General features: G+C 61.3%; 13 protein-coding genes. 4 read left to right on the top strand and 9 right to left on the bottom strand.

Annotation, left to right across the window (positions count from 1 at the left end):
* Positions 1–37 precede the first annotated feature (37 nt).
* From ACOQOQ_RS15040 to ACOQOQ_RS15000, 9 genes are all read right to left on the bottom strand, one after another.
* Complete coding sequence (locus tag ACOQOQ_RS15040) at positions 38–1,738, bottom strand: ABC transporter ATP-binding protein (protein ID WP_420567802.1); 1,701 nt, start codon at positions 1,736–1,738, stop codon at positions 38–40.
* Positions 1,739–1,743: 5 nt separating this feature from the next.
* Positions 1,744–2,838 (bottom strand): ABC transporter permease, encoded by a 1,095-nt coding sequence (locus tag ACOQOQ_RS15035; RefSeq protein WP_420567801.1) that lies wholly within the window; start codon positions 2,836–2,838, stop codon positions 1,744–1,746.
* 75 nt (positions 2,839–2,913) lie between these two features.
* A complete protein-coding gene (locus tag ACOQOQ_RS15030; protein WP_420567800.1) occupies positions 2,914–4,281 on the bottom strand; it encodes a CmpA/NrtA family ABC transporter substrate-binding protein in 1,368 nt (455 codons plus the stop codon).
* A gap of 261 nt (positions 4,282–4,542) precedes the next feature.
* Complete coding sequence (locus tag ACOQOQ_RS15025; protein ID WP_420567799.1) at positions 4,543–5,715, bottom strand: CmpA/NrtA family ABC transporter substrate-binding protein; 1,173 nt, start codon at positions 5,713–5,715, stop codon at positions 4,543–4,545.
* Positions 5,712–6,296 carry an ANTAR domain-containing response regulator gene (locus ACOQOQ_RS15020; protein ID WP_420567798.1) on the bottom strand — a complete coding sequence of 195 codons (585 nt, stop codon included), beginning with the start codon at positions 6,294–6,296 and terminating at the stop codon, positions 5,712–5,714. The genes ACOQOQ_RS15025 and ACOQOQ_RS15020 overlap by 4 nt, the downstream gene beginning before the upstream one ends.
* Positions 6,297–6,430: 134 nt before the next feature.
* Positions 6,431–7,282 carry a carboxylating nicotinate-nucleotide diphosphorylase gene (nadC, locus tag ACOQOQ_RS15015; RefSeq protein ID WP_420567797.1) on the bottom strand — a complete coding sequence of 284 codons (852 nt, stop codon included), beginning with the start codon at positions 7,280–7,282 and terminating at the stop codon, positions 6,431–6,433.
* Positions 7,279–8,853: an L-aspartate oxidase gene (locus ACOQOQ_RS15010; RefSeq protein WP_420569780.1), complete on the bottom strand. Its 1,575-nt coding sequence runs from the start codon at positions 8,851–8,853 to the stop codon at positions 7,279–7,281. The genes nadC and ACOQOQ_RS15010 overlap by 4 nt, the downstream gene beginning before the upstream one ends.
* 30 nt (positions 8,854–8,883) lie before the next feature.
* Positions 8,884–9,936 carry a quinolinate synthase NadA gene (gene nadA, locus ACOQOQ_RS15005; RefSeq protein WP_420567796.1) on the bottom strand — a complete coding sequence of 351 codons (1,053 nt, stop codon included), beginning with the start codon at positions 9,934–9,936 and terminating at the stop codon, positions 8,884–8,886.
* A gap of 136 nt (positions 9,937–10,072) precedes the next feature.
* Positions 10,073–10,555, bottom strand: a complete 483-nt coding sequence (locus tag ACOQOQ_RS15000) for a MarR family winged helix-turn-helix transcriptional regulator (protein ID WP_420567795.1) — start codon at positions 10,553–10,555, stop codon at positions 10,073–10,075.
* A gap of 145 nt (positions 10,556–10,700) precedes the next feature.
* On the opposite strand from ACOQOQ_RS15000, the gene ACOQOQ_RS14995 reads away from it, so the two are divergent.
* From ACOQOQ_RS14995 to ACOQOQ_RS14980, 4 genes are all read left to right on the top strand, one after another.
* Positions 10,701–11,738, top strand: a complete 1,038-nt coding sequence (locus ACOQOQ_RS14995; RefSeq protein WP_420567794.1) for a cupin domain-containing protein — start codon at positions 10,701–10,703, stop codon at positions 11,736–11,738.
* A complete protein-coding gene (locus ACOQOQ_RS14990; protein WP_420567793.1) occupies positions 11,735–12,433 on the top strand; it encodes a fumarylacetoacetate hydrolase family protein in 699 nt (232 codons plus the stop codon). The genes ACOQOQ_RS14995 and ACOQOQ_RS14990 overlap by 4 nt, the downstream gene beginning before the upstream one ends.
* An 89-nt stretch (positions 12,434–12,522) precedes the next feature.
* The gene (locus tag ACOQOQ_RS14985) at positions 12,523–12,954 is read left to right on the top strand and encodes a hotdog fold thioesterase (RefSeq protein WP_420567792.1); all 432 of its coding nucleotides are present in this window, start codon (positions 12,523–12,525) and stop codon (positions 12,952–12,954) included.
* Positions 12,955–12,987: 33 nt separating this feature from the next.
* Positions 12,988–13,377, top strand: coding sequence for a carboxymuconolactone decarboxylase family protein (locus tag ACOQOQ_RS14980; RefSeq protein WP_420567791.1), 390 nt, complete (start codon positions 12,988–12,990; stop codon positions 13,375–13,377).
* The last annotated feature ends 26 nt before the right edge of the window (positions 13,378–13,403 follow it).

The raw sequence follows: 13,403 nt of genomic DNA, 5'->3' as shown, positions 1-13,403 counted from the left end.
GGCAATTTCGAGGATGTTCCGAGAGGCAACCATCAGCTTACTCCGCCGCGATGGGTTTCGCTTTGGGCTTGGGCTTGGCGCCGTGCTCGTATTCCTCGAGGAAATCCAGAACCTCTTGGCGGAAGTTGTAGTAGTCTGGATGTTCCAACAGGGCCTTACGCGAGCGGGGACGAGGCAGGTCCACGTCAACGATCTTGCCGATGGTGGCTTGCGGTCCGTTGGTCATCATGACCACGCGGTCGGCCAGCAGGATCGCCTCGTCCACGTCATGGGTCACGCAGATTGCCGTCACCTTGGTGCGTTCCCAAACCTCCATCAGAACCTCTTGCAGCTCCCAGCGGGTCAGGCTGTCCAGCATCCCAAAGGGTTCATCCAGCAGCAGCAGTTTCGGCGACAGGGCAAAGGCGCGGGCTATGCCCACTCGTTGCTTCATCCCGTTCGACATGGAATGCGCGGGGCGGTCCATGGCGTCGGCCATGCCCACGCGTTCCAGATAGTATTCTACAACGTCCTGACGCTCGGCGACGCTGGCCTTGGGGTACACCTTGTCCACGCCAATGGCGCAGTTTTCACGCGCGCTCAGCCAGGGAAACAGGTTGGGCGACTGGAATACCACGGCGCGTTCGGGATCGGCACCTTCGACATGGCGGCCATCCAGCTTGATTGCCCCCTTCGAGATGTCGTTCAGGCCCGCAGCCATGGTCAGCACGGTGGATTTACCGCAGCCCGAGTGACCGATCAACGAGATGAACTCGCCCCGGTTCATCTTCAGATTAAAGTCTTCGACCACGGTCAGCGGCCCTTTGGGCGTGGGATAGACCTTGTGCAACTGGCTGAAATCCAAGAAGTTTCGGTCGATCATGCCCTTTTGCGCATCCGACACGGCCGAGGGCAGATTTGGGTCCACATCCAACGCGGATTTGGCGTGGATCGGCTCGACATTGGGCAGGATACGGGTGCCTTCGGCCTTGGCCTCGATGCCCACGTCCATCAAGTAGGTGGTGACCTCAGCGCGCAGTTTCTTGAAACCGTCGTGGTGGTTCATTTCCATCCGGTCGCGGGGGCGGGGGATGTCCACTTTAAACGCGTCGCCCAACGTCCCGTCAGGGTTCAGAGGGATGATGCGGTCGGCCAGGATGATCGCCTCGTCTACGTCATTGGTGATCAGAACGCAGGTTTTCTTGTCGGCTTCCCAGATATGTTCGATCTCGTCGGCCAGATTGGCGCGGGTCAGCGCATCCAGCGCGGACAAGGGCTCGTCCAGCAGCAGCATTTCAGGGTTCATGGCCAGCGCGCGGGCCACGTTCACTCGCTGACGCATCCCACCCGACAGTTCAGCCGGACGACGCGTTGCGGCATGCGGCAGGCCAACCATGTTGACGTAATGGGCGACCTTCTCGGCACGCTCTTTCTTGCTGAGATTAGGGAAGATCGTGTCCACCGCCAGCCCCACATTGCCGTTCACCGTCAGCCAGGGCATCAGCGAATAGCTTTGAAAGATCACACCACGTTCAGGGCCGGGGCCCGTGATGGGCTGACCTTTGAAGGTGACGCTGCCCTTGGTGGGGGTGTCCAGACCGGCCATCAGGTTGATCAGCGTGGTCTTGCCCGTGCCGGAAAAGCCCAGGATGACCAGAAATTCGCCTTCCTCTACCTCAAGGTTGATGTTCTTCAGCACGTGGTGCGCGGCGGTGCCCTCGCCAAAGCTTTTGTGGACGTTTTTGAAGCTAATCGACATGTTGATCACCGGTTATTCGAGAAGGTGAACAGCGACTGCAAGGCGTACATCACGCGATCCAGCAGGAAGCCGATGATGCCGATGGTGAACACGGCCACCATGATCTTGGCCAGCGATTGCGAGCTACCGTTCTGGAACTCATCCCAGACGAATTTGCCCAGACCGGGGTTCTGCGCCAGCATTTCAGCGGCGATCAGCACCATCCAGCCAACACCCAGGCTCAGGCGCAGACCGGTAAAGATCAGCGGCAGGGCCGAGGGCAGTACCAGCTTGGTGATCTTGGTATAGGTGTTCATTTTCAACACCTTGGACACGGCGACCAGATCCTTGTCGATCGAGGCCACACCCAGCGCGGTGTTGATCAGTGTCGGCCACAGCGAACACAGGGTCACGGTGATGGCCGAGATCAGGAAGGATTTCGAAAACAGCCCGTCATTGGTGGCAACGGTGGCCGAAACGATCATGGTCACAATCGGTAGCCAGGCCAGCGGCGAGACGGGCTTGAAGATCTGCACAATCGGGTTCACGGCCGCGTTGGCGGTCTTGGACAGGCCGGCGGCAATGCCAACCGGAACGGCCACGATGGTGGCGATCAGGAACCCGAAGAACACGGTTTTGATCGAGGTCCAGATCTGCATGTAATAGGTGGGTTTGCCGGTATAGGACCGGTACTTGACCTTGTCCTCTTTGCCAGCGGCGATCAGCTTGGCGTTGCGCGCGTCCTGACGTTCGAAGAACGCGGCTTCCTTTTCCTTTTCACGCAGGTGATCGGCATGCAGGTTTTCAACCTGTTCCCAAACCGCAGCTGGTCCGGGGATCGCCCCCAGCGAGGTTTGCACCTTGGGGGCCAGTGTGCCCCACAGCATCAGGAACAGCAGGATGGCCAGCAGCGGAACTCCCAGCAACTGCCAGATTTCCTTGCCCTGGGCGCGGGGATTATCGCCTGCGATGGCTTTCAGGATCGGGGTGATCCATGCAAGGCCCAGTACCTTGAACCAGGCATCCATCTTGTTGATGCGGGTGAACATCCGGGCGCGGCTGGCCTCTTTGGCGGCAGCTTTGTCAGCCTCGGAGAGGGATTGGGGGTCGATTGCGGTCATCAGTCTGATCCTGCGTTTTTACGCGTTGGGGGGTGGGGCCGGGCGCAAGGGGAGCAGCCGCCCGGCCCAAGGGCGTTAGCCCTTTACTTCGTTGCCTTCGACAACCTGAGCGCCTTTCAGGCCGATCGGCAGGCTTTCCAGATAGGCGTTGGGGGCTTTGCCGTCATAGGCGATGCCGTCGATGATATCCTCGGCCGGGGTAGGGGCCTTGTAGCCATCGGTGTCAAAGTCGAACATGTCCTCGGTGGCCAGGCCGTCATCGATCAGGCTTTTGGCAGCTTCCAGATAGATCGCGGGCTTGTAGACCGACTTGGCGACTTCATCGTACCAGCTGTCAGGCTTGGGCTCGGCGATCTGACCCCAGCGGCGCATCTGGGTCAGGTACCAGACAGCATCCGAGTAGTAGGGGTAGGTCGCGTTGTAACGGAAGAACACGTTGAAATCGGGCACGGCGCGCTTGTCGCCTTTTTCGTACTCAAAAGTGCCGGTCATCGAGTTTGCGATCACTTCGTAATCCGCGCCCACATATTCCGAGCGGCTCAGGATTTCCACGGCCTCGGGGCGGTTGGCGTTGTCGTTCTCATCCAGCCACATGGCGGCGCGGATCAGAGCTTTGGTGATGGCGATGGTGGTGTTGGGATTTTCCTGCTGGAATTCCGCCGACAGGCCAAAGACCTTTTCTGGGTTGTTTTTCCACAGCTCATAGTCGGTGATGACCGGAACGCCGATGCCTTTGAACACGGCCTGCTGGTTCCACGGCTCGCCCACGCAGTAGCCATAGATGGTGCCGGCTTCCATGGTGGCGGGCATCTGCGGCGGAGGCGTCACGGACAGCAGCACATCAGCGCCGATCTGGCCGGACACGTTTTCGGGGCTGTAAAAGCCCGGCTCCAGACCGCCAGCGGCCAGCCAGTAGCGCAGTTCGTAGTTGTGGGTCGACACGGGGAAAACCATGCCCATATTGAAGGGCTTGCCCTCGGACTTGTACTTCTCAACCACGGGCTTCAGCGAGGCCGCGCTGATCGGGTGGATCGGCTTGCCGTCTGCGTCGTGGGGGATGTGTTCCTTCATCTGGGCCCAGATTTCGTTCGACACGGTGATGCCGTTGCCGTTCAGGTCCATCGAGAACGGGGTGATGATGTGCGCCTCGGTGCCGAAACCGATGGTGGCGGCCAGAGGCTGACCGGCCAGCATATGCGCGCCGTCCAAAGTGCCCGAGATCACGCCGTCCAGCAGAACCTTCCAGTTTGCTTGCGCTTCCAGGGTCACGAACAGGCCTTCGTCCTCGAAATAGCCTTTTTCATAGGCCACAGCCAAGGGGGCCATGTCGGTCAGTTTGATGAAGCCGAACTTCAGTTCGTCCTTTTCGACGTCCAGCATTTCTGCAGCCGCGGGGGTCACCAGCATGGTCGTGGCTGCCAGGATAGAGGCGATACGTTTCATTCTCTGTCTGTCCTTCATTCAACGCTCCGAAAAGTCGGAACAACAAAAAAGCCGCTGACACACTCTGCCTGTGCAGAGGGTCGAGCGGCTTTGCTCATGGTTTCCCGGGTCATCGGGGAATTCATACGACGTAACGCCCTTGTTACGTCTTGGATTTCAGTCTGAGGGGGATTCGTGCGCTGCAGCAAGGGGCGGTGGTTTGATTTTTTACTGTTTTGCTGCAACGCGGCGATGTGAGCGCCGCGTTTGCATAATTTTTAATCACGCGCCTGGGTCGGGGTCGAAAACGCGACCATCGAAAAAACGATCCGGCGGCAGGATCAACGACCCTGATCGCGTGGCGACAGGGGTATCCACACTTAGCGATCCCTCGATCTTGTCCGAGGCGCCGGGCATTTCCGCCGAGGTGCCGCTTAGATAACTGCGGTACAGGTCGGGTCGGAAAACATCGCGTGCGGTCTGCACGGCCTGGGCACGATCCAGCCCCATGCGCCCAGCGATCTGAGCACCGATCCAGCCTGCCTGGCTTTTCCACGGAAAGGTCGCCGCGCCCGAATGGAAGTCCAGGAAATAGGGGACCTCGCGTTCCTCGCCGCGCGCCGTGATCACCAGCTGCCCGGTCAGGGCGCGGTCGATCACCTCGGGTGCGACGGAAAGATATTCACTGCGCGAAAGAATCTCAGCCGCCGTAGTGCGCGACCCCGGATTGCCCAGCCAACGCCCAGCGCGCCAGATACTGCGAAGCAAGCGGGCCGAAAGGTCTGGATCCGTTTGCGTCCACTCGTGCCGCACAGCCAGAACCTTTTCGGGTGCGAAATGCCAGATGGCGGACATGGGCAACAGCAGCTCTCCGGTGCCGTTCTCGACGGTGATCGAGCCCCAGGGTTCGCCCACGCAAAAGGCGTCAATCTCGTCATTGGCGATGGCATTGGCCATCAATGGCGGCGGCACCGTGCGGATGTCCAGCGATTGCGGCGCCGCAAATCCCAAGGAATTCAGCCAATAATACAGCAGCTCGGCATGCATCGAGAACGGGAAGGGCACCCCGACGCGCAACCGCTTGCCGGCGGCGATCAGCGCTTGCCCGGCGGCCTGCGCGTTATCAAAGCCAAACCCGTGCCCCTGTTCACGCAGTTGCGCGGCCAAGGCATTGCTGACCCCGAACACGTTGCCGTTCATCGACAGGACCGACAAAGCATCCAGCCGGGTTTTCACCCCTCCCAGACCCAAAGCCATGGCCACGGGAACAGGGGATAACATATGTGCGGCCTCGATCTGGCCCAGGGCCAGCAGGTCGCGCAGGGTGGACCAGCTGGGCGCGCGGCGCAGTTCCAGGTTCAGACCTTCTTCTTCGGCGAAACCCAATTCACGGGCGATGATCAGCGGGGCGGCATCGACAAGGGCGATGAAACCGGCAGTTAGAGTGACGCTCATGACAAAAGCCCCGCAGCAGTGACCAGAGATTTGGCGACATCGATCAGCTTTTTACCCTGATCCATCGCGGTGCGGCGCAAGAGAGCATAAGCCTCGTCCTCGGAAATGCCGCGGGCCTTCATCAGGATGCCCTTGGCGCGGTCCAGCGTTTTTCGTTCCTCCAGCGCCAGCTTGGTGGCCTCTAGTTCCGTGCGCATCCGCTGGAACATGTGGAACCGGGTGATCGCGGCGTCAAGAATGGGTTTGATCCGATCCGAGCGCATCCCGTCCACGACATAGGCGGACACGCCGGCCTCGATCGCGGCTTTGGTCAGTGCGTCGTCGCTGCGGTCCACGAACATCGCGACGGGTCGGTCCAGCGGCCCCGAGGCGATGGCCAATTCTTCAAGGGAATCGCGCGAAGGGTTGGTCATGTCGATCAGCACCACGTCGGGATCACCCTGCGCGATGCGGCGGGCAAGGCCGGATTCCTCGGCTATGACCGAGATGTCATAGTCGCCCGACGCCTTCAGGCTGTCGACGATCTGCAAAGCTCGGTCGCGGTCTTTTTCCACGACGATAATGGATAGGCGGTTTGGCACGGTGGCTGGTCCCCAGTCTGTCTGCGCCTTCGGTTAAGACCAGAATGAGGGCGTAAAAAGCGAATCTGCGTGATATTCGCGCCAAAAATCAGCAGAAATTTGGGGGTGGATTAAAATTTAGGCGAAAACTGGGGTCAGAAGTCCAGGCCCAGATCCAGTGTGCGCACCGAATGGGTCAGCGCCCCCGAGGAAATATAGTCCACCCCGGTGGCCGAAACCTCGGCGATGCGGTCCAGCTTCATGTTGCCCGACGCCTCAAGCACCAGCGCGCCGTTCACCATTTCCACAGCCTTCTCCAGCGTCAGCGTGTCCATGTTGTCCAGCAGGCAGACATCGGCGCCGCCGGTTTCCAGAACCTCTGTCAGCTGGTCCAGCGTGTCGACCTCGATTTCAACGCGCACCATATGCGAGGCATTGGCCTTGGTTGCCTCCAGCACGGGGCGGATGCCGCCGGCGGCGGCGATGTGGTTGTCCTTGATCAGGATTGCGTCGGACAGCGAAATACGGTGGTTGAACCCGCCGCCATGCAGCACCGCTTGTTTTTCCACGATCCGCAGGCCGGGGGTGGTTTTCCGGGTGCAGGTGATGCGGGTTTTCGTCCCCTTGGTTTCGGCGACAAAGGCCGCCGTCAGCGTCGCGATCCCGGTCAGACGCCCGGCAAAGTTCAGCGCAACCCGCTCGCCCGACAGGATCGAGGCCGCGCGGCCACGGATTTCCATCAGCGTGTCGCCCTTTTTGCAGGGCGTGCCGTCGGTCAGGATCGTTTTCACTTCCAGCTCGGGGTCGGTCAGGCGAAAGGCGATGGCGGCGACCTGCATACCCGACACAACGCCGTCCTCGCGCGCGTTGATGCGGGCGTTATAGGTGGTGCCAGCGGGGATCACGGCGCGGGTTGTGACGTCTCCGTACTGGCCAAGATCTTCCATCAGCGCGTTGCGCACCATGGGTTCCAGGATCAGATCGGGCAGGGGGGCGAATTGGGTCATTGGTCGCTTTCCGTTGCAGCGGCGGCCTCGGCACGGATGCTCAGCGCCTGGTCCAAGGTGATATGAGTGCGCTCGGCCGTGTCCGACACATCGGGGAAGTCGCGGCGGCAATGGGCGCCACGCGATTCCTCGCGCATCAGAGCGGCGGCGGCGATCAGTGTAGCCGTGGCCGTCATGTTCAAAAAGCACAGGCACTCGGGGTTGTCGGTTTCCAGCTTTTGGATCACGCGCAGGGCGCGGCGCAGACCGGTCGCATCACGGACGACGCCAACGTTATTGGTCATGCAGCGGCGCAGCGTGTCAATTGCCTGCGTCGGCGGGGTGGGGCCACCGGGTTCAAAGCTTAGCTGCAGAGGGGCACCGTTCAGGCCCTTGGGCAGCGCGTCCTTGATGCCTTGGGCGCAGTGGCGGGCATAGACCAGCGCCTCGAGCAGGCCGTTCGAGGCCAGCCGGTTCGCGCCGTGCAACCCGGTCGAGGACGCCTCGCCACAGACCCACAGGTTTTTCAGACTGCTGTGGCCTTCAGAATCGGTATCAATTCCGCCCATGTGGTAATGCGCAGCGGCGGCCACGGGAATGGGTTCGGCCACCGGATCAATGCCGGCACGGGCGCAGGCCTCGGCCACGGCGGGGAAGTTTGTCAGAACCTTTGCCCCCAGCACCTCGCGGGTATCCAGCATGGGGCGGTTGCCCGCCTGGGTCTGGGCATAGATCGCACGGGCGACGATATCGCGGGGGGCCAGCTCGGCGTCGGGATGTTCGGACAGCATGAACCGCACGCCGTCGCGATTGATCAGGGTGGCACCTTCACCGCGCAGGGCTTCGGTCGCCAGCGGGGCCGGGTCCTCGCCCATGTCGATGGCGGTGGGGTGGAATTGCACGAATTCAGGGTCGGCGATAATCGCACCGGCACGGGCGGCCATGCCGATAACCTGGCCACGGATGCGCGGCGGGTTCGTCGTCAGCTTGAACAACCCGCCCGAGCCGCCGCCCGCCATCAGGATCGCGGGACCCTGCAGCATGATAGGGTGCGAGCGTTCGTCCCCCGAGGTTTCGATCTGCACGCCGGTGACAGTGCCGTCCTTAACCTCGAGCGCCGAGGCCATCACGCCCTCGAGCACCTGAACCGACGGCGTGGCCCTGACCTGTGCGATCAGCGCTTTCATGATCTCGGCGCCTGCCTGATCGCCTTTTACCCGGACGACGCGGGCAAAGCTGTGCGCGGCCTCGCGCGACAGGACGTAGCCGCCGTTCTCGTCGCGATCAAAGGGGGTGCCCAGCTGCGTAAGATCCCGGATATGCGCGCGGGCCTCGGACGTGACCAGATCGGCGATCTTGCGGTCAACGGTGCCCGCACCGGCGTTCACCGTGTCGGCGGCATGCGATTGCGGGCTGTCCGCGCCATCCATCGCTGCGGCCACTCCGCCCTGCGCCCAGGCAGACGAGGCGCCTTCGCCCAGTTTTTCGGGCGAGATCATCACGACAGGCGTGGGGGCCAGATCCAGCGCTGCATAAAGCGCCGCCATGCCTGCGCCCACGATGATGACGCGATCAGTTGTGACCACCTGCATTGGACGATCCGCCATTGGCCTAAACGGTCCTTAGATACCCAGCTCGCGCGACAGGTCGATCATCCGGGTGACGGCCAGCTTGGCCTTTTCGGCGACGGCCGGGTCGACCTCGACCTCGCCGGTCATGGTGTGCAAAGCGTACAGCACCTTTTCCAGCGTGATCTTTTTCATATAGGGGCACATGTTGCAGGGGCCGACGAAATCCACCTCGGGCAGTTCATCCGAGATATTCGAGGCCATCGAACATTCCGTCACCAGCATGGCCTTTTGCGGCTTTTCGTCAGTGACGTATTTGATGATCCCGCTGGTCGAGCCCGAGAAATCCGCCTCGGCCACCACATCGGGGGGGCATTCGGGGTGGGCGATGATGCGGGTGTCAGGGTTCCATTCGCGGAAATCGCGCAGGTCCTTGGCGGTGTACTGTTCGTGGACGATGCACGAGCCTTCCCACCAGACGATGTTCTTTTCCGGCACCTGGTTGGCAATGTTCTGCGCCAGGTACTGATCCGGGGTCATGATGATCGTGTCCTCGGGCAGGGCGGCAACGATCTGAGCGGCATTCGACGAGGTACAGCAGATGTCAGACGCTGCTTTGACCTCGGCCGTGGTGTTCACATAGGTCACGACGGGCGCACCGGGATACTTGGCGCGCATCTGCTCGATGCCCTCGGCTGTGACGGATTCTGCCAGGCTGCAGCCTGCCTCCATATCTGGGATCAGAACCGTTTTCGCCGGATTCAGGATCTTGGAGGTTTCGGCCATGAAATGCACGCCGCATTGCACGATCACGTCGGCCTTAACTTCGGTGGCCTTGATGGCCAGCTGCAGGCTGTCGCCCACGAAGTCGGAAATGCCGTGGTAAATTTCGGGCGTCATGTAGTTATGCGCCAGGATCACCGCACCGCGCTTTTTCTTCAGCGCGTTGATGGCCACCACATAGGGTGCATAGATCGCCCAGTCGGCGGGTGTCACCACCCGATCCATCTTGGCGTAAATGTCCATGTTTGCTTCGGCAAGCTCCACGGACGGAGCGAGATCATAGTGCTCTGCCAGGTCGGCACGCACGGTCGTAAGATCGAGCAACCAGCTATCCTCCAGCTATGGTGTGCTGTGACATGAAGCTGCTACATAAGGCGATTTTCTCGTGTTTTCCAGCTAAATGCGGCGCTGCGGCGGATTTTTCCAACGGGCGTCGTCAGATCGTGGCGGGCATCAGGGGCTATGTCGGGCGCCGGGGGAACAGCAGCGGCGCGCGCGAGCGTTGATTGCCCGCATCAGCGGCCTTGCGCATCAGCTGCAAAAGCTGCCGGGTTTCTGTCTCGTCCAACCCCGAAAGGATCTCGGACTGAAGCGCCTGAACAATCGGCAGCGCCTTGTCCAGCGCGGTGCGGCCCTTTGCGGTCAGGCTAAGCACACGCGCACGGCGGTCCTGGGGGCTGACCTTGCGGGTGATAAACCCCTTGTTTTGCAGGCGGTCCAGCACCGCCCCCATGGTCACGCGGTCATGGGCGATCAGCCCGGCAAGGGTGGCCTGGTCCACGTCGGGGTTTTGCGCCAGCGCCGACAGCGCGCCGAATTGCACGGGCGTCAGGTCCAGCCCCGCCTCTTTCATGCGGGTCGTGAACACCGAGGTCGAGATCTGGTGCAGCCGCCGGATCAACAGCCCGGCCATGGAATAGATGTCGTTGGTCGCGTCGCTCAAGTGGCGGGTCCTTTTGCACACAGGGTTTAACCGCGCGGGCGTTGGATTTCACTATCACATTGCCTGGATATTGACGAGTGCACTAATGATAAGTAGACTTCCTAAAATTAGGAATCACCCGCATCACCATAAGGAGGAGGGCCAGATGGGCGAGACACTGGGAACGTTGGAAGAGCTGCCGCAGGAGTATCGCGATGCGATGACGGCGGCAGGCGTGGCCCCGCTGTGGCCGATGATGCGTAACGTGCTACCGCATGACCGGCCCAATCCTGTGACCAAGCCGGGATACTGGAATTACCAGGCGCTGCGCCCCTTGCTGCACCGCGCGGGCGAACTGACGCCTGTGGAAAAGGCCGAACGCCGTGTGCTGGTGCTGTCTGACCCCGGTCGGGGGGCAGGGGCGATGCAGGCCACGGCTTCGATCTATCTGGGGATGCAGCTGCTGCTGCCGGGCGAAGCCGCGCCGGCGCATGTTCATACGCCCTCGGCTGTGCGGATCATTGTTGAAGGCAAGGGCGGCTATACTGTCGTCGATGGCGAACGCCTGCCCATGGAAGAGGGCGACCTGGTCCTGACCCCCGGCGGCGACTGGCATGACCACGGCCATGATGGCGACGAACCTGTCGTGTGGCTGGACGCACTGGACCTGCCGCTGTTTTACTATCTCGAAGGCTCTTATGCAGTCGAAGGCCCGCTTCAGGCGCAGCGCAACCGGCCTGATGCCGGGCAGGTGGAATATCTGTCCTCGGGGCTGGTGCCCAGCCGCAAACGCGGGGCAGGGACGCGGAAATATCCCATGGTCCGCTATCCCTGGACCCGGACCGAGGCCGCGCTGCGCGAGCTGATCAAATACACCGATGACACTGTCGCCGAGCTGGATTTCGTCAATCCCGAAACCGGGGCCGACGTGCTGCCGACCATGGGCTTTACCGCGATGATGATCCCGGCCGGCACCAAGGCCGCGCCGCCGCTGCAGTCGTCCTCGGGTGCCTTTCATGTGGTCAAAGGGCGTGGCAAGACCACCATTGACGGCGAAACTTTTGATTGGGGGGACAAGGACACCTTTACCGCCCCCGTATTTGCAAAGATCACTCATGAGGCCGAGGAAGACAGCTTCCTCATCCGCGTGCACGATCGCCCGCTTCAGGAAAAACTAGGTTACTACGAGGAACGCGCAAGATGAGCAGCTACCTGTTCGAGACCCCCGAAATTCAGTCCATTCCCGTTCAGGGAGAGGACGCAAAATACCCGATCAATCGCATTTTCTGTGTTGGGCGCAACTATGCCGCCCATGCCGCGGAAATGGGTGTCGAAGTGGACCGCGAAGCGCCGTTCTACTTCACCAAGTCGCCCTCGGCCAACCTGGCCAGCGGCGAAACGCTGCCGTACCCTCCGGGCACCGACAACTTCCACTATGAAATGGAACTGGTGCTGGTGATCGGTAAACCCGTGTTTCGCGTGCCCGTCGAAGAAGCAAGCAAGGCAATCTATGCCTATGGCTGCGGACTGGACATGACCCGGCGCGATCTGCAACTGGTGGCGCGATCCAAGCAGCGCCCCTGGGATCTGGGTAAGGACGTGGAAGGCTCGGCTGTGTTTGCCCCGCTGACCAAGGCCGCCGAGATGGGCGAACTGGACGACCAGCGCATCCACCTGGAGGTCAACGGCGAGCTGAAGCAAGAGGCCCAGTTGAAGGACCTGATTCACAACGTACAGGAAATCGTGGCAGACCTGTCGAAGTACTATCACCTTGTCCCCGGTGACGTGATCATGACCGGCACCCCCGCCGGTGTGGGCCCCGTTGTGGCGGGGGACGTGATCACCGGCGGCGTTGATGGGCTTCAGCCGATCTCGTTGACCATTGGCGATCCTGAATAGGGGCAAATGACGCGTGGTCACATGGCCTTGCTCTTGCGGCGCTGTCCCTGTCTGGGGACAGTGACCCGCAAAGAACAAGGAGATCCCGCATGACCGACACGATCTGGACCACCCCCATTGACCTGGAAATCATCGAGGCGCTGGGCAAGGATTGTGCCAACGGCCATATGGGGATCGAGGTGATCGAGGCCGGGAATGACTATCTAAAGGCCCGAATGCCCGTGGATCATCGCACAAAACAGCCGATGGGCCTGCTGCATGGCGGGGCCTCGGTGGTGCTGGCTGAAACGCTGGCCTCGATCGGAGCGAACTTTGTGATCGACCGCGAAAAATACGGCTGCGTCGGTCAGGAAATCAACGCCAACCACATCCGCTCGGCCACGGATGGCTGGGTCTATGGCGTGTCCAAGCCCATTCATATCGGGCGGCGCACCCAAGTCTGGGAAACCCGTATCACGGACGAGCAGGACCGGCTGGTCTGTATCTCTCGGATGACGCTGGCAGTGATTGACCGGCCCTAGTATCGTGCCCCAAATCAGAAGGGGTATCCACAGATGAGCATTTTTGACGAAGACCTGTTCCTGCAAGGCATGGAGCAACGCAAAGGCACGCTGGGCGCGGAATACGTAGAAAAAAACCTTGCCGCCGCAGATGACTTCACCCGCCCGTTCCAAGAGGCGATGACCGCATGGTGCTGGGGCTTTGGCTGGGGCGATGATGTGATCGACGCCAAAACCCGCTCGATGATGAACCTGGCGATGATCGGGGCGCTGGGCAAGATGCACGAATGGGAGCTGCACTGCCGCGGTGCGCTGAACAACGGTGTGACCCCCGAACAGATACGCGCCATCGTTCATGTCGTTGCGATCTATTGCGGGGTGCCGCAGGGGCTGGAGTGTTTCCGCGCCGCCCGAAAGGTGCTGGAAGAGGCAGGCCACCTGTAATGCCCGCGCACCCGTGGACACCGGAC

Origin of the sequence: Thalassovita sp., assembly GCF_965218685.1 — a bacterium.
In the GTDB taxonomy this organism is placed as follows: domain Bacteria; phylum Pseudomonadota; class Alphaproteobacteria; order Rhodobacterales; family Rhodobacteraceae; genus Thalassobius.
This window is presented reverse-complemented; position numbering and strand designations above follow the sequence as displayed.